The following is a 16,309-nucleotide window of genomic DNA, read 5'->3' as shown; positions in this document are numbered from 1 at the left end:
CGCAGGGCGCGCTGTCGTTCCCGGCCGCGGCGGCCGGCGACGTCTTCCGCGTCCGGGAACCGGGGGAGGGGACGGACGCGGGGCCGCGCCCGAGGGTTCCCCAGCAGCCGGGGCCGAGCTCTCCGTTGGTGGATCCCGGTCCTCGGGGGGCCGCGGGGGCGGGCGAGGCCGGTCCCTACGACGGGCGCGCGATCGGATCCGGCTCGCAGGACCAGGCTCGTGACCGGAGCCCGGCAGCACCAGGCGCCCACCCCAGGAACCCGGCGGCCCCCGCCCCGCACGGGCCCCGTACGCCCGATCCCGCCCCGTACGCCTTCGACGCCACGCCGGACGGCTCGTATCCAGGCGCTCCCCGCCCCGTGACCGACCGTGAGGCGGCCCCCGAGGACCCCGCGCCGCCCCAGCCCGTGCCCTCCGCGGCCGCCCCCAAGCAGCGCTCCAAGCGCCGTCCCCGGGGCGGTGCCCGGTTCGCCGGCGCGATGGACGTGGAGGAGGCGTCGGCGGCTCCGCCGGTCGCGCCCGCCGTGGCCGCGCCGGTCCCGTCCACCCGGCGCACCCTGCGCGGCGCGCGCTTCGCGGGGGCCGCGCAGGTGCCGGAGCAGCCGCGGGCGCAGCCGCTGGACGACGGAGCGGGGCGAGCCGTCGCCGACACGGTCAGGACGCTGATCCGGCTGCGCGGGGAGGGCCGCAGCGGCGAGGCGCACGGCATCCTCGTCGAGGCCGCGTACTGGCCCGCCGCACGCTTCCCGCTGCTCGCCGCCGAGCTGCACCGCGCGGGGCTCGACGCCGACTGGGCCACCCTGATGTGGGAGGCGGCCTCGCTGCCCGCCGACCGGCTGGTCTCCGCCGCGGACGCGCTCGTCGCGGCGGGCCGTACGGCGGACGGACAGCAGATGCTTCGCCAGGGCGTCCTACGGCCCGCCCCGGAGATCGGCGAGGCCGTGCTCGCTCTCGCCGAAGAGGGACGGACGCGCGAGGTCCGAGCGCTCCTGGACGCCTACGTACGCATGCGTACGCCCGAGGAGGCGGCCCGCAGCGCGGAGGCCGACCCGCAGCGCCTGGTCCCCCTTCTGCTGGAGGCGGCCCAGGGCGTCTCGGACGAACGCCACTGGGATCTCGTCCACGCGCTCCGGGTCGCGGGCTTCACCGCCTGAGGCCCGGAGCGGCGGTGTGCCGCTCACCCACAGGGGTGTGAAACGTGATCGACTCAGCGGGTTAACGACGATGGTCTTGGCAAGGCTGCTCGGGAGGCTTACTTTCAAGCCTCTACAGCCTTTGTCTACGGGCGTAGAAGCTCTGACGTCCCGCCGAAGGAGCAGCTCATGGCCAACGTCGTACGCGCCGCTCTGGTTCAGGCCACCTGGACCGGCGACACCGCATCCATGGTCGCCAAGCACGAGGAGCACGCCCGCGAGGCGGCCCGGCAGGGTGCCAAGGTCATCGGTTTCCAGGAAGTCTTCAACGCGCCCTACTTCTGCCAGGTCCAGGAGCCCGAGCAGTACCGCTGGGCCGAGCCCGTGCCCGACGGGCCGACCGTCCGTCGTATGCAGGAGCTCGCGCGCGAGACCGGCATGGTCATCGTCGTGCCCGTGTTCGAGGTAGAGCAGTCCGGGTTCTACTTCAACACCGCGGCCGTGATCGACGCCGACGGCACCTACCTCGGCAAGTACCGCAAGCATCACATCCCCCAGGTGAAGGGCTTCTGGGAGAAGTACTACTTCAAACCGGGCAACCTCGGCTGGCCCGTCTTCGAGACCGCGGTCGGCAGGATCGGCGTCTACATCTGCTACGACCGCCACTTCCCCGAGGGCTGGCGGCAACTGGGGCTCAACGGCGCCCAACTCGTCTACAACCCCTCCGCCACCTCCCGCGGCCTGTCCGCCTACCTCTGGCAACTGGAGCAGCCCGCGGCCGCCGTCGCCAACGAGTACTACATCGCCGCGATCAACCGGGTCGGCGAGGAGGAGTATGGGGACAACGACTTCTACGGAACCTCGTACTTCGTCGACCCGCGCGGCCGGTTCGTGGGCGAGACGGCCAGCGACAAGGCCGAGGAACTCGTCGTCCGCGACCTCGACTTCGACCTGATCGAGGAAGTTCGGCAGCAGTGGGCGTTCTACCGCGACCGACGACCCGACGCCTACGACGGGCTGGTGCAGCCGTGACCGACCTGTACGCACGCCACCAGGCCGTCCTGCCCGACTGGCTCGCGACGTACTACGCCGACCCCATCGAGCTCACGCACGGCGAGGGCCGGTACGTCTGGGACGCGCAGGGCAACAAATACCTCGACTTCTTCGGCGGCATCCTCACCACGATGACCGCGCACGCGCTGCCCGAGGTGACGAAGGCGGTGACCGAGCAGGCCGGGCGGATCATCCATTCGTCCACGCTCTACCTCAACCGGCCGATGGTCGAACTCGCCGAGCGCGTCGCCAAGTTGTCCGGCATCCCGGACGCGCGCGTCTTCTTCACGACCTCCGGCACCGAGGCCAACGACACGGCTCTGCTGCTGGCGACGTCGTACCGGAGGAGCAACCAGATCCTGGCGATGCGCAACAGCTACCACGGCCGCTCCTTCAGCGCGGTCGGCATCACCGGGAACAAGGGCTGGTCGCCGACCTCGCTGTCCCCGCTCCAGACGCTGTACGTCCACGGTGGCGTCCGCACCCGCGGCCCGTACGCGGATCTCGGCGACGCCGACTTCATCGCGGCCTGCGTCGACGACCTGAGGGACCTGCTCGGCCACGTCCGCCCGCCCGCGGCGCTGATTGCCGAACCCGTCCAGGGCGTCGGCGGCTTCACCTCGCCGCCCGACGGCCTGTACGCGGCCTTCCGCGAGGTGCTCAAGGAGCACGGCATCCTCTGGATCGCCGACGAGGTGCAGACCGGCTGGGGCCGCACCGGCGACCACTTCTGGGGCTGGCAGGCGCACGACGCCTCGGGCCCGCCGGACATCCTCACCTTCGCCAAGGGCATCGGCAACGGCATGTCCATCGGCGGGGTCGTCGCCAGCGCCGAGATCATGAACTGCCTGGACTCCAACTCCATCTCGACCTTCGGCGGCACCCAGATCACCATGGCCGCGGGGCTCGCCAACCTCACCTACCTCCTCGAACACGACCTCCAGGGCAACGCCCGGCGCGTCGGCGGCCTGCTCATCGAGCGGCTGCGGGCGATCGCCGCGCAGCACCCGGGCGTACGGGAGGTGCGCGGGCGCGGGCTGATGATCGGCGTCGAGCTGGTCAGGCCCGGCACCGACGAGGCGGACCCGAACGGCGCCGCGGCGGTGCTCGAAGCGGCCCGCGAGGAAGGCCTGCTGATCGGCAAGGGCGGCGGGCACAACACCAGCGCACTGCGGATCGCACCACCGCTCACCCTCACCGTCGCGGAGGCGGAGGAGGGCGCGGCGCTCCTGGAGCGCGCACTGAGGTGTATCCAGTAGGACCTGAGCCAGGACCTGAGCAAGGGAACGTCGTTATGGCCACCGCCACCTTGGAACCCGCCCTGTCGGTACGCCAGGTCCTCTCCCTGGACCGGGTGCTCGCAGGAGAGCCCGAGGTGGTGGCCGGCGCCGGCCACCTCGACCGCCCCGTGCGCTGGGTGCATGTCGCTGAGGCCGCTGACGTGGGCGTGATGCTCACCGGCGGCGAAATGGTCCTCACCACCGGGGTGTTGCTCGCCGGGAACCCGGACGCCCAGGCCGAGTACATCCGTTCACTGCACCGCGCGGAGGCCGCGGCCGTGGTCCTCGGACTCGGCCGGGCCTTCCCCACCCCGCCGGACGTGATGCGCCGGGCCGCCGAGCGGTGCGGCCTGCCCATGGTGGTGCTCCACCGGCCCTTCCCCTTCGCGGAGCTGACCGAGGAGGTCCAGTCCCGGCTCGTACGGCAGAAGTTCGCCGCCGTCAGCCTCTCCGAGGCCGTACGGACCGCGCTCACCGGACTCATCACCGCGGGCGCCCCTCTGCAACGCATGCTCGACGAGATCGCCGGGCATGCCGCCTGCCCCGTCGTCGTCACCAATCTCGCCCACCGCGTGCTCGCCACGGCGGGGGAGCGGTCCGCGGTCGACGACGTGCTGCGTGACTGGGAGCGCATCGCGCGGCAGGCCGGCGGCAGCGAGGGCGACGGCTGGGTGCGGGCCGAACTGGGCGGGCGGGGCGAGCGATGGGGCCGGATCGTGCTGTGCGGGTACCGCGGCGACGCGGCCACCGGACGGCTGCTCGCCGACCGCGCCGCCGAGGCCCTGGTCCTGCACCGCATGCTCGGCGGATCCGTGCACAGCTGGGAGGAGGAGTCCGCGCAGAGTCTGCTGACCGACCTCGTCTCCGGCGTCGTCCCCGCCCGCCAGCTGCTGCCCCGCGCCCGCGCCGCCGGACTGCCCGTCAACCGCCGCACCTTCGTACCGCTCGTCGTCCGCGACGGCGACCCGGCCCAACTCGACCGGACCCTGCGGCTGTTGGGGCTGCCCGGGCTCGTCGCGGAGCTGGCCGACGGAGCCACCGCCGTGCTGCTCAGCCTCGCCCGAGACCAGGACGCGGACGCGCTCGCCGCACACTTCGCCGGGCGGCTGCGCCATGAGACCGGCGCCCCCACCACCGTGGCGGCCGCCTCCCCCCGGAGCGGATGGGACGACGTCTCCGCGGGACTGCGCGAGGCGCTGCACGTCGCCGAGGCCGCCGCGGACACGCCCGCCGACCAGGACCAGCCGGCGCTCGTACGTCTGCGCGATGTCCATCTGCGCGGCCTGGTACGGCTGTTGAGGGAAAACCCGCACGTCCAGGCCTTCGCCGAGCGGGAGTTGGACGGGCTGCTGTGCGGGGCCGACGCCGAGTCGGAGCTGCTGCCCGTGCTGCGCACGTACCTCGCGACCGGCCGCAACAAGTCGCGCACCGCGCAGCTCCACCACGTCAGCCGGCCCGCGCTCTACCGCCGCCTGGAGGCCATAGAAGCCCGCCTCGGCGTCGACCTCGACGACTTCGAACAGGCCGCGTCCGTGCACATCGCGCTGCTCGCGCACGACGCGCAACAGAGGTGAAACATGGAACGACGTGGCAAAACGGTGGTGAAACATGGGCCGACGCGGGGGTGACACCGTGGAACGCCGCACGGCCGCAGACGTGACACCGTGCAACTCAAAGCCGCTCCGGGCGCTTTCTAGGCTCCTCGTACACCGAGCGACCGGAGGTCCCGATGAGCAGAGTGATCCGAGCCGCCGTCTTCCAGACCGCGTGGACCGGCGACAAGGAATCGATGATCCAGGTCCACGAGCAGGCGGCCCGCGACGCGGCCGCGCAGGGCGCACAGGTCCTGTGCTTCCAGGAGCTGTTCTACGGACCCTATTTCTGCCAGGTCCAGGACAAGGCGTTCTACGAGTACGCCGAACAGATCCCCGAGGGCCCGATCGTGCAGCGCTTCCAGGCGCTCGCCAAGGAACTGGGCATCGTCCTGGTGCTGCCGATGTACGAGGAGGAACAGCCCGGCGTCCTCTACAACACCGCGGCGGTGATCGACGCCGACGGCTCGTACCTGGGCAAGTACCGCAAGACCCACATCCCCCAAGTACCGGGATTCTGGGAGAAGTTCTACTTCCGTCCCGGCAACTCCGGGTGGCCGATCTTCGACACTGCCGTCGGGAGGATCGGTGTGTACATCTGCTACGACCGGCACTTCCCGGAAGGCTGGCGGGCGTTGGGCCTGGCCGGTGCCGAGATCGTGTTCAACCCCTCGGCCACCTCGCGCGGCCTGTCCGGCTACCTGTGGCAGCTGGAGCAGCCCGCGGCGGCCGTCGCCAACGAGTACTTCGTGGGCGCGATCAACCGGGTGGGCGTCGAGGAGTACGGCGACAACGACTTCTACGGGACGAGCTACTTCGTCGACCCGGAGGCGCAGTTCGTCGGCGAGGTGGCGAGCGACAAGGAGACCGAACTCGTCGTCCGCGACCTGGACATGGCCAAGCTGCGCGAGGTGCGCGACCGGTGGCAGTTCTACCGCGACCGCGCTCCGGGCACGTACGGGCCCCTGACCGCTCCCTGACCGGACGAGCAGCCGCGGGCCCGGCGCACGGGGGGCCGGGCCCGCGGTGTCGACCTCCACGGCAGGAACCAGCGTCGACCTCAGGCTTCACCACCAGCAGCGGTATTACCTCAGCGCACGCGCGAGCGGAAGGAGAGGGAGCATGAGCCGTACCGTCATCCGGGGGGGCCTCGTCATCACCGCGTCGGACGAGATCCACGCCGACGTCCTGATCGAGGACGGCCGGATCGCGGCCCTCGCCGCGTCCGGCACCCCGGCGGCCGAGGCGTGGACGGCCGAGCGCACCATAGACGCCACCGGAAAGTACGTCATCCCCGGCGGCGTGGACGCCCACACGCACATGGAGCTGCCGTTCGGCGGCACGTTCGCCTCCGACACGTTCGAGACGGGCACCCGGGCCGCCGCCTGGGGCGGCACCACCACCATCATCGACTTCGCCGTGCAGAGCGTCGGCCATACGCTGCGCGAGGGCCTCGACGCCTGGAACGCCAAGGCCGACGGCAAGTGCGCCATCGACTACGGCTTCCACATGATCGTCTCCGATGTGAACCAGGAGACGCTCAAGGAGATGGACCTGCTGGTCGAGGAGGGCGTCACCTCCTTCAAGCAGTTCATGGCCTACCCCGGCGTCTTCTACAGCGACGACGGCCAGATCCTGCGGGCCATGCAGCGCGGCGCCGAGAACGGCGGGCTGATCATGATGCACGCCGAGAACGGCATCGCGATCGACGTCCTTGTCGAGCAGGCGCTCGCCCGCGGCGAGACCGACCCTCGCTACCACGGCGAGGTGCGCAAGGCGCTCCTGGAGGCCGAGGCCACCCACCGCGCGATCAAGCTCGCCCAGGTCGCCGGCGCCCCGCTCTACGTGGTGCACGTCTCGGCGCAGCAGGCGGTCGCCGAGCTGACCCGGGCGCGCGACGAGGGCCTGAACGTCTTCGGCGAGACCTGCCCGCAGTACCTGTTCCTGTCCACGGACAACCTCGCCGAACCGGACTTCGAGGGCTCCAAGTACGTGTGCAGCACGCCGCTGCGGCCCAAGGAGCACCAGGCCGCGCTGTGGCGGGGCCTGCGCACCAACGACCTCCAGGTCGTCTCCACCGACCACTGCCCCTTCTGCTTCGAGGGCCAGAAGGAGCTGGGCCGCGGCGACTTCTCGAAGATCCCCAACGGTCTGCCGGGCGTCGAGAACCGCATGGACCTGCTCCACCAGGCCGTCGTCGACGGGCACATCAGCCGCCGCCGCTGGATCGAGATCGCCTGCGCGACCCCGGCCCGTATGTTCGGCCTGTACCCGAAGAAGGGCACCATCGCCCCCGGCGCCGACGCGGACATCGTCATCTACGACCCGCACGTCGAGCAGACCATGTCGGTCGAGACGCACCACATGAACGTCGACTACTCGGCCTACGAGGGCAAGCGCACCACCGGACGGGTGGAGACCGTGCTCTCGCGGGGCGAACTCGTCATCTCCGAGCGGGAGTTCACCGGGCGTGCGGGTCACGGCGTCTACACCCCCCGCTCCACCTGTCAGTACCTTCTCTGAGCGACTAGGAGCGGCGCCATGGACTTCGGACTCGTCCTGCAGACCGACCCCCCTGCCTCCCGTGTGATCGAGCTGATGCAGCGGGCCGAGGGTCAGGGCTTCACGTACGGCTGGACCTTCGACTCGGCCGTGCTGTGGCAGGAACCCTTTGTGATCTACAGTCAGATCCTCGCGAACACCGAGAAGTTGACGATCGGGCCGATGGTCACCAACCCGGGCACCCGCACCTGGGAGGTCACCGCCTCCACCTTCGCGACCCTCAACGACATGTACGGCAACCGCACGGTGTGTGGGATCGGGCGCGGCGACTCGGCGATGCGCGTCGCCGGACGCAAGCCCAACACCCTCGCCCGCATCAGCGAGGCCATGAAGGTCATCCGCGCCCTCGGCAGCGGCGACGAGGCCGACCTCGGCGGCACGGTCATCAAGTTCCCGTGGGTCAAGCCGGGCGCTCAACTCCCGGTGTGGATGGCCGCGTACGGCCCGAAGGCCCTGAAGATGACCGGCGAGGAGGCCGACGGCTTCATCCTCCAGCTCGCCGACCTGTACCTCACCGAGTACATGGTCAAGGCCGTGAAGCAGGCGGCCGTCGACGCGGGACGCGACCCCTCCGACGTCAAGATCTGTGTGGCCGCCCCCGCGTACATCACCGAGGACGACTCGCCCGAGGCGCTCGCCCACGCACGCGAGCAGTGCCGCTGGTTCGGCGGCATGGTCGGCAACCACGTAGCCGACCTCGTCTCCAAGTACGGCGAACACTCCGCCGCCGTACCGGACGAACTCACCGACTACATCAAGTCCCGTGAGGGCTACGACTACTCCCACCACGGACGCGCCGACAACCCCGACACCGCGTTCGTGCCGGACGAGATCGTGGACCGGTTCTGCCTCATCGGCACCGCCGAGCAGCACATCGAGAAGCTGAACGCGCTGCGCGCGCTCGGCGTCGACCAGTTCGCCGTGTACGACATGCACGACGCGCAGGAAGCGACCATCGACGCGTACGGGTCGAAGGTCATCCCGGCCGTCAACGGCTGACCCGCGGTACCGCTCGACTCCCCACCCCCCACTCCTGTTCTCCCCTCCCCGACGTCCCGGGGGAGGGGGCCGGAGCCCGCACGGCCTTTCCGGATCCGCCCCTCGTTTGATTGGCCTGCCCATGACCGACACCGCTCCCTCGGCGATACCGCCGTCCCCTCAAGTCACCCTCGCCGACGGCCGGGTGGAGATCGCCCCCGGGGCTTCGGCGCCCAGCGGCCCGTACGCCAACGAGGACCTGCTGCCCGTACCCGTCGAGAAGCGCACCTGGACCACGTACAACTTCTCGGCACTGTGGGTGGGCATGGCCCACAACACCGCTTCCTGGACCCTGGCCTCCGGTCTGATCGCCGTGGGCATGGACTGGAAGCAGGCGGTCCTCACCATCGCACTGGCCAACCTGATCGTCCTGGTGCCGATGCTGCTCACCGGGCACGCCGGTCCCAAGTACGGCATCCCGTTCCCGGTCTTCGCCCGCGCCTCCTTCGGTGTCCGCGGCGCCAACCTCCCCGCCGTCGTACGGGCGTTGGTGGCGTGTGGCTGGTTCGGCATCCAGACCTGGATCGGCGGCGAGGCGATCTACTTCCTCGCCGGGAAGCTCATCGGCGACAGCTGGGCGAACGCATCGCACGTGGGCGGCTACGCCTGGACGATGTGGCTCTCGTTCGCGATCTTCTGGGTGATCCAGGTGGCCATCATCTACCGGGGCATGGAGACGATCCGCCGCTTCGAGAACTGGGCGGCACCCTTCGTGCTCGTCGGCGCCGGCGTGATGCTGTGGTGGATGAGCAGCAAGGCGGGCGGCTTCGGCCCGCTCTTCGACCAGCCCTCCAAGCTCGGTTGGGGCAGCGGCTTCTGGAAGCTGTTCTGGCCCTCGCTCATGGGCATGATCGGCTTCTGGTCCACGCTGTCGCTGAACATCCCGGACTTCACCCGGTACGGCAAAAGCCAGAAGGCGCAGACCTGGGGGCAGGCGCTCGGTCTGCCCACGACCATGACACTGTTCGCGTTCCTCTCGGTGCTGGTCACCTCCGGTTCGCAGGCGGTCTACGGCACGGCGATCTGGGACCCGGTCCAGCTGGCCGCGAAGACGGACAACGTGTTCGGCCTGCTCTACGCGCTGGTCACCGTGCTGGTGGCGACCCTGTCCGTGAACATCGCGGCCAACCTGGTCTCGCCGGCCTTCGACTTCTCCAACATCGCGCCCCGGAAGATCAGTTTCCGCACGGGCGCGCTCGTCACCAGCGTGCTCGGCGTGCTGATCTTCCCGTGGAAGCTGTACTCCGACCCGCAGGGTTACATCTTCACCTGGCTCGGGCTGGTCGGCGGTCTGCTCGGCACGGTCGCGGGCATCCTCATCGCCGACTACTGGATCCTGCGCCGGACGAAGCTCGACCTCGCCGATCTCTACCGCGCGGGCGGCCGTTACTGGTACGACGGCGGCTGGAACTGGCGGGCCGTGGTCGCCTTCGTGACCGGCGGCGTCCTGGCGGTCGGCGGCGCCGACTTCCATCCGCTGATCGACGGGCGGCCCATCCCGGCCCTGGAGTCGCTGGCGGACTACGGCTGGGCGGTCGGACTCGGCACCTCGCTCGTGCTGTACCTCGTCCTGATGTCACTGCGGGGGCGCGACAGTACGGCGTCGGACTGACGCACGGGAGGGAGGACGGTCAGCTCTTGCGGCCGTCCTCCAGTGCGGCCACCGCATCTTTCGCGGCTTTGATGGCGCCCTTGTTGATCTCGTCCGTGCCCGGCGCCTTCTGCGTCTCGAAGTCGCTGCCGTTGTACGTGATGATCACCAGTGCGTTGGACGCGCGGACCATCACCAGGCCCTCGCGTGTCTGCTGCTTCTTGTCGGTGGTGAGGTTCACGACCGAGTAGCCCTCGTCGCCGAGGCCGGGTACCGGCCCGCCGCCGCCCTTCTCGCCGGTGCGTTCCTTGTAGGCGGTTGCGGCGGCGCCGTCGGTGGCCTTGATCTCGTACGAGACGTCGAGCCAGCGGTAGTCGTACCCCTTGAGTGCGTTCCAGGAGCAGGTCCGGCGCAGGGACTTGTCGGTCGAGGGGATCTCCTGGCCGGCCGTCCTGGCGCCCGGAACGAGCGAGGTGACCGTCTTCTCGGTCACGCCCGTGCAGGGGGCGGGCGAGGCGGTGTAGGTCTTGGACGCCGCCGAAGTCGAGGGAGCGGTGGCCGAGTTGTTGTCCTTTTGTGGCGATTCGGTCGTTTTGTGCTCGGCGGTCGTGGTCGTCGCGAGCGGGCCGGAGGACAGGGCCCAGCCCGCCGTGGCGAGCACGACGACCGGCATCACGCGCACGGTGAGTGCGAGCGGCAGAGGAAGAGAACGCACAGAGTACTTCTCGCGTGTCGGTGCGGGAGGTCCCGCACTGGGGTGGGGGACGCCAGTGTCACACGAGTCCCTGTGGGGTGGAAGTGTCAACTCGCTCCGTGCCTGTGCGGTGACGCAGGCTCACTGTTGACGAGCTGTCGGCCGCCTCGCCGTCACGAGCCACACCGCTCCCCGGAGGCGAACGCCGCGATTCGTCTCGTAGGGGCGCAAACTCTCCTCCAGGGCCGTGCGGGTGCCGGCGTCGACCTTCCGGTCAGGTGTGCGGGAGAGAAGGAAGTCGACGGCGTCCGGGGCGTCGCGCCCCCAGTGTGTCTCCACGTCCACCGGGGCCACGGTCACGTCGTCCCACCCCTGCAGCACCTCGTGGAGACGGGCCGGGTCGGACAGGGACGCCATCGCGGTGTGCGCGGCGACCGTGTCCGCGTCCGGGGCGTCCAGGAGCTTGGCGAAGAGGCCGAGGGCGCGCGACTCCTCGACGTCCGGCCCGGCGGGTCGCGGACAGATGAACGCCAGGCGCCCTCCCGGGATCAGGGCCCGCGCCAGGTTCCGGAACGCGGCCGCGTGGTCCTCGAAGAACATCACGCCGCCCCGGCTGATGACCACGTCGTATCCGGCGGGCGGAAAGGGATGGGTCTGGGCGTCGGCGAGCTCGTAGGCCACGTTCCCGACGTGCTCGGCGGCGGTGACCGCACGGGCCCGCCAGACCAGGGGTGCCGAGATGTCGACGCCTACGACGTGTCCGCGCGAGGCCAGCCGGGCCGCGATCCGCGTGGTCGTCCCCGCGCCGCAGCCGACGTCCAGGACGCGGTCGGCCATCGTCACGGCCGCGCCCGCGAACAGCGCGTCGTTCACCCCGGACAGCAGGGCGTCGTAGCGCTCGTGATGGGCGGCCCAGTGGGTGCCGACGGTGCCGTTCCAGGCCCCTGCCTGTACGGGGTTGGTGGCCGTCCGGGTCATGAGGACTCCTCGGCGGTGTGAAGGGGCAGCGCACTCTCGATGCGCTGGACGGCGGCGAACGCGCCGTACGCGATGAGCTGCACCAGGGAATGGTCGGCATGGTCTGTTTTGCGCCAGTTCGTCACGTCCTCGTCCGTGATGCGATACGGGGCGAGGGCGGCCAGCACGGCGAGGCGGGCGCCGGGCCGGGAGAGGCCGGGCAGGCCGTCCCGGCCGAGCGGCGGATGAGTGCCGTCCCAGTCCTGGAGGGTTTCCCGTACGACGATCCGGTCCCCTTCGTCGAGGAGGCCCGCGCCCGCGCCGGCGGCGTCGCGCAGGGCGGCGTACGCCGGGCCGACCGTGGTGCCCTGCGCCCAGTCCGGCCCCGGGCCCGGATCGTCGAGCAGCGCCAGGCCCGCACCCGGCGCGGCCCTGCGGCGGACGGTACCGGCCAGCGACCGGCCGGCGAGGCTGCGTACCGCCCGGAACCGCTGGGCGTTGCCCGGCAGCAGGTTCTCGGTCAGCAGGGCCGACACGATGCGGTTGATGAAGTGGAAGGAGAGGGCGGTGCCGATGTAGGCGGGCGCATGGGCGCGGGGGAAGGGCGGCGGGGTCAGCTCCGGCGCGCCCGGGATCCGGGTCGCCCTGCCCCAGGCCAGCACGCGCGCGTGGTTCTCGTCCCTGGGCGTCTCGCCGCGTGCCACCGCCTCCGCGAGGGCGTGGTCCCCGGTGGCGTGCAGCAGCACCGTGTGCGCGTCCACACAGAACGGGCACCGGTTGGCGGCCGACACCCCGAGCGCCGCGAGCTCCTTCCCGGTCCGGTCCCCGGCTCCCGCGATCAGGGACTCGCGCATCAACGCCCAGACGGCGGCCATGATTTCGGGAGCGGAGGACAGCACGACAAAGGTCACCGCCCGATCGATCCCGAAGTCCTGGGCCAGTTGCTCATAGACCTCGGCGGTGCGACCGGTGGCGGACTTGGGCGGGGGTGGAGTGGTGAAGCGGTAGGGGCTGGGCATGTGGATCTCCTGGAGTCTGCTGCGGTGGGGGCCACCGCTGTGAGCACGTCCGGCAGTGCCGGGTGCCGTGCAAACCCTGGCCTGTCGGGGTTCGCCGGGGCGTCGTACCGCCGAAGGCACATCCGCTTACGGCAGCGGGCCCGTGCGCGGCGCGAACTACTGCGTAGGGAGTAGCCCCGGGGCCGTCCACAGGTCTGACGCCGCGGGCCGACCCGGCGGCTAGGGTGCCGGACATGCAGCTCGACCGGGCCACCCGCACACGCCTGGCCGACGCGACGCTCGCCGTCGTGGTCGGCGCGCTCGTCGCGGTGTCGGCCGCCTTCGACGACGGTACGACCCCCGTCGACTACGGGCTGATCGCCGCGAGTTCCCTCGCCCTGGCGGCCTACCGCCGTGCCCCGCGTGCGGTGTTGGCCGTGGTCACCGTCGCCATGACCGCGTACGTCCTGCACGCGCATCCGGGCTCCCTCGCCGCCCTGCCCGTGCTGGCCGCCGTGCACACGGCCGCCCGGGTGGGCAACCGGGGCGTCGCGGCGGTCGCAGGTGCCGTGTTCCTGGCCGGATTCGCGGTGACCGGCCCTGCGACACAGGAGGTCGTCGAGCGTACGACGTTGCTCGTGGGCTGGTTCCTGTGCGCGCTGGTGACCGGCCTCGCCGACCGCAACTGGCAGGCGTACCTGCGCCAGACGGAGCAGCGCGCACTGGAGGCGGAACGCACCCGTGAGGAGGCCGCCCTGCGCAGGGCCGGCGAGGAACGGCTGCGCATCGCCCGCGAGCTGCACGACTCGCTGACGCACAGCATCTCGATCGTCAAGCTGCAGGCGGGAGTCGCAGCGCACCTCGCCCGCAAGCGCGGTGAGGAAGTGCCGCCCGCACTGCTCGCCATCCAGGAGGCGAGCGGCGAGGCCATGCGTGAACTGCGCTCCACGCTGGAGGTGTTGCGCACCGACGAGCCGACCGGCACCCCCGCGCTGCTCGTGGAGCGGGCCCGCGCGGCCGGCCTCGCCGTCGACCTGACGGTGACCGGCGACGAGCGCCCGCTGACGGCGACCGTCGACCGCGCCGCGTACCGCATCGTCCAGGAGGCCCTGACGAACGCCGCCCGCCACGCGGGCTCGGCCAAGGTCACCGTTCAACTCGACTACGCAAGAGACGACTTGACGGTACGAGTGGACGACGACGGCAGTGCCGATCCGGCCCGTCCGCCGAAGCCGGGCATCGGCCTCACCGGCATGCGCGAACGCGTCACGGCCCTCGGCGGAACCCTGTACGCCGCCCCGCGCACCGACGGCGGCTTCTCGGTGCGCGCCGAGCTGCCGCTGGGGGAGGCGTCGTGATCCGGGTCGCGCTCGTCGACGACCAGGCACTGATGCGGGCCGGGTTCCGCGCTCTGCTGGACGCCGAGGACGGCATCGAGGTGGTGGGCGAGGCCGCCGACGGGAAGCAGGGCCTGGCTCTCGTGCGCGCCGAACTGCCGGACATCGCGCTCGTCGACGTACAGATGCCCGTCATGACCGGAATCGAGGCCACCCGCCGTATCGCCGCCGACCCGGAACTGTCCGGCGTACGGGTCGTGATCCTCACCAACTACGGCCTGGACGAGTACGTCTTCGAGGCGCTGCGCGCCGGGGCCGGCGGCTTCCTGCTCAAGGACACCGAGCCCGCCGACCTGCTCCAGGCCATCGAGGTCGTCGCCCGTGGGGAGGCGCTGCTCTCGCCGTCCGTCACCCGGGCGCTCATCGGCGAGTTCGTCGCCCGGCCACCGGACCGGGCCACCGCGCCCGGCCTGGAGAGCCTCACGCGCCGCGAACGCGAGGTCACCGCCCTCGCCGCGCGTGGCCTCACCAACGAGGAGATCGCCGCCCACATGGTCATCAGCCCGTTCACGGCCAAGACCCACATCAGCCGTGCGATGACGAAGCTCGGTGCGCGCGACCGCGCCCAACTGGTGGTGTTCGCCTATGAGTCGGGGCTCGTGACAGCTCGCGGGCGTGCGGAGTGAGGGCTTCCGGCAAGGCGGCGTGCCATGATCGGCGCGTGACCGCGATACCTGTGACGGCGACCCGCTCCGCCGCGCTCGCCTGTGTGCTGGTGCTGGCCGCGAGCGGGTGCGGGCTCTCCGCCGAGCTGGACCGCGAACGCAACCCCGACCGCTCGCCGACCCCGACTCCGACACTGACGTGGCCGACGACCGCCGCCCCGGCACCTGTGTCCCCGCTCCCCGAGCCGTCGCCGACGGTGCCGGTCCAGCCGGCCGGGTGCCCGCCGTCCGGGGTCCGCGTCGAGGCAGGGCCCGTGGACGGCGCCATGGGCCTGCGCGCCATGACGCTCACACTGACCAACTGCGGCGACAAACCGTACAAGGTGGACGGCTACCCCGCCGTCCTGGTCCTCGACGAGACGGGCCTGCCGATCCCCGGCGTGCGCACCGCCGAGGGAACGGACGACGTCTCGATGGCCCCGCCGGACCCCGGTCCCGAGCCGCTGACGCTGGCCCCGGGCGCGGCCGCGCAGGCGGGCCTGTACTGGCGGATGAACAACGAGGACAGCCCCTACCTGCGGGTCGGGCCCGCGAAGGGGCGGGACGAGCGGACCGTACGCCTTGAGTCGCCCCTCGACATCGGCCCGGAGAACGTTCTCGCAACGACGGCATGGAGACCTGCCCGGGCAACCGGCTCGTCCACTCCGGCGAACTGAAGGCCCCACCGGCTCCTGCGCGCACACCGGGTCCGCCCCGCAACCGCAAGTGCCATAGTCGAGCCCGAGGTTGATCGCTCCCGCACAGCGAGGTGGCACGGCATGTTCACGACCCGACCGACGCTCCAGGGCACCTTCGGCATGGTGTCCTCCACCCACTGGCTCGCCTCGCAGTCGGCGATGGCCGTCCTGGAGGACGGCGGAAACGCCTACGACGCCGCGGTCGCCGCCGGCTTCGTCCTGCACGTCGTCGAGCCGCACCTCAACGGGCCCGCGGGCGAGGTCCCGATCATCCTGGCCCCTGCGGGCGGCGCGATACAGGTGCTGTGCGGGCAGGGCGTCGCGCCCGCCGGGGCCACGATCGCCCACTACAGGGGACTGGGTCTGGATCTCGTACCCGGTACAGGACCGCTGGCCGCGGCCGTCCCCGGCGCCTTCGACGCCTGGATGCTGCTGCTGCGCGACCACGGGACGAAGTCCCTCGCCGACGTACTGAAGTACGCCATCGGGTACGCGCAGGACGGCCACGCGCCCGTGGAGCGCGTCGGCGAGACGGTGGAGACCGTACGCGAGCTCTTCGAGAGGGAGTGGACCTCGTCGGCGGAGGTCGCTGGCCGCGTTGCTGACCACCGCGCCGGCGGCACAGGCCGACACCACCATCTGTGAGACCTTCGGATCGGCCACGGTCCAGGG

General features: G+C 71.3%; 13 protein-coding genes and 2 pseudogenes. 12 read left to right on the top strand and 3 right to left on the bottom strand.

All coding sequences use genetic code 11. From position 1 onward, the window contains the following. The 8 genes and pseudogenes from ABZS97_RS38820 to ABZS97_RS38785 all read left to right on the top strand — a co-directional run. A pseudogene (locus ABZS97_RS38820) lies at positions 1-1,154 on the top strand (hypothetical protein); the annotation flags it as partial. Between the two features lie 168 nt (positions 1,155-1,322). After that, positions 1,323-2,165 carry a nitrilase-related carbon-nitrogen hydrolase gene (locus ABZS97_RS38815; RefSeq protein ID WP_356146328.1) on the top strand — a complete coding sequence of 281 codons (843 nt, stop codon included), beginning with the start codon at positions 1,323-1,325 and terminating at the stop codon, positions 2,163-2,165. Continuing rightward, on the top strand, positions 2,162-3,445 hold the full coding sequence (locus ABZS97_RS38810; RefSeq protein WP_356146325.1) for an aspartate aminotransferase family protein: 1,284 nt from the start codon (positions 2,162-2,164) through the stop codon (positions 3,443-3,445). The genes ABZS97_RS38815 and ABZS97_RS38810 overlap by 4 nt, the downstream gene beginning before the upstream one ends. 35 nt (positions 3,446-3,480) lie before the next feature. After that, positions 3,481-5,040, top strand: coding sequence for a PucR family transcriptional regulator ligand-binding domain-containing protein (locus ABZS97_RS38805; RefSeq protein WP_356146322.1), 1,560 nt, complete (start codon positions 3,481-3,483; stop codon positions 5,038-5,040). Between the two features lie 155 nt (positions 5,041-5,195). Then, on the top strand, positions 5,196-6,038 hold the full coding sequence (locus ABZS97_RS38800; protein ID WP_356146319.1) for a nitrilase-related carbon-nitrogen hydrolase: 843 nt from the start codon (positions 5,196-5,198) through the stop codon (positions 6,036-6,038). A 142-nt stretch (positions 6,039-6,180) separates the two neighbouring features. Next, positions 6,181-7,581, top strand: coding sequence for a dihydropyrimidinase (gene hydA / locus ABZS97_RS38795; RefSeq protein ID WP_356146316.1), 1,401 nt, complete (start codon positions 6,181-6,183; stop codon positions 7,579-7,581). Between the two features lie 18 nt (positions 7,582-7,599). Then, positions 7,600-8,619, top strand: coding sequence for a TIGR03842 family LLM class F420-dependent oxidoreductase (locus ABZS97_RS38790; RefSeq protein ID WP_356146313.1), 1,020 nt, complete (start codon positions 7,600-7,602; stop codon positions 8,617-8,619). Positions 8,620-8,740: 121 nt separating this feature from the next. Then, positions 8,741-10,270: an NCS1 family nucleobase:cation symporter-1 gene (locus tag ABZS97_RS38785; protein ID WP_356146309.1), complete on the top strand. Its 1,530-nt coding sequence runs from the start codon at positions 8,741-8,743 to the stop codon at positions 10,268-10,270. 19 nt (positions 10,271-10,289) lie between these two features. Here ABZS97_RS38785 and ABZS97_RS38780 read toward each other — a convergent pair whose 3' ends face one another. The 3 genes from ABZS97_RS38780 to ABZS97_RS38770 form a co-directional block, all read right to left on the bottom strand. Continuing rightward, positions 10,290-10,964 (bottom strand): hypothetical protein, encoded by a 675-nt coding sequence (locus ABZS97_RS38780; protein WP_356146306.1) that lies wholly within the window; start codon positions 10,962-10,964, stop codon positions 10,290-10,292. Between the two features lie 120 nt (positions 10,965-11,084). Beyond that, entirely contained in the window at positions 11,085-11,921 is an 837-nt protein-coding gene (locus ABZS97_RS38775) for a class I SAM-dependent methyltransferase (protein WP_356146300.1), read from the bottom strand. Next, positions 11,918-12,919 carry a carboxymuconolactone decarboxylase family protein gene (locus ABZS97_RS38770; protein ID WP_356146297.1) on the bottom strand — a complete coding sequence of 334 codons (1,002 nt, stop codon included), beginning with the start codon at positions 12,917-12,919 and terminating at the stop codon, positions 11,918-11,920. The genes ABZS97_RS38775 and ABZS97_RS38770 overlap by 4 nt, the downstream gene beginning before the upstream one ends. A gap of 233 nt (positions 12,920-13,152) precedes the next feature. Here ABZS97_RS38770 and ABZS97_RS38765 point away from each other — a divergent pair, with 233 nt between their 5' ends. The 4 genes and pseudogenes from ABZS97_RS38765 to ABZS97_RS38750 form a co-directional block, all read left to right on the top strand. Further along, the gene (locus ABZS97_RS38765; RefSeq protein ID WP_356146294.1) at positions 13,153-14,256 is read left to right on the top strand and encodes a sensor histidine kinase; all 1,104 of its coding nucleotides are present in this window, start codon (positions 13,153-13,155) and stop codon (positions 14,254-14,256) included. Then, positions 14,253-14,921, top strand: a complete 669-nt coding sequence (locus ABZS97_RS38760) for a response regulator transcription factor (RefSeq protein ID WP_356146290.1) — start codon at positions 14,253-14,255, stop codon at positions 14,919-14,921. The genes ABZS97_RS38765 and ABZS97_RS38760 overlap by 4 nt, the downstream gene beginning before the upstream one ends. 35 nt (positions 14,922-14,956) lie before the next feature. Further along, positions 14,957-15,616 (top strand): DUF4232 domain-containing protein, encoded by a 660-nt coding sequence (locus ABZS97_RS38755; RefSeq protein ID WP_356146287.1) that lies wholly within the window; start codon positions 14,957-14,959, stop codon positions 15,614-15,616. 102 nt (positions 15,617-15,718) lie between these two features. Continuing rightward, positions 15,719-16,225: pseudogene (locus ABZS97_RS38750) on the top strand (gamma-glutamyltransferase); the annotation flags it as partial. Positions 16,226-16,309 lie beyond the last annotated feature (84 nt).

Origin of the sequence: Streptomyces sp. NPDC005485 (assembly GCF_040606085.1) — a bacterium.
Taxonomy (GTDB): domain Bacteria; phylum Actinomycetota; class Actinomycetes; order Streptomycetales; family Streptomycetaceae; genus Streptomyces.
This window is presented reverse-complemented; position numbering and strand designations above follow the sequence as displayed.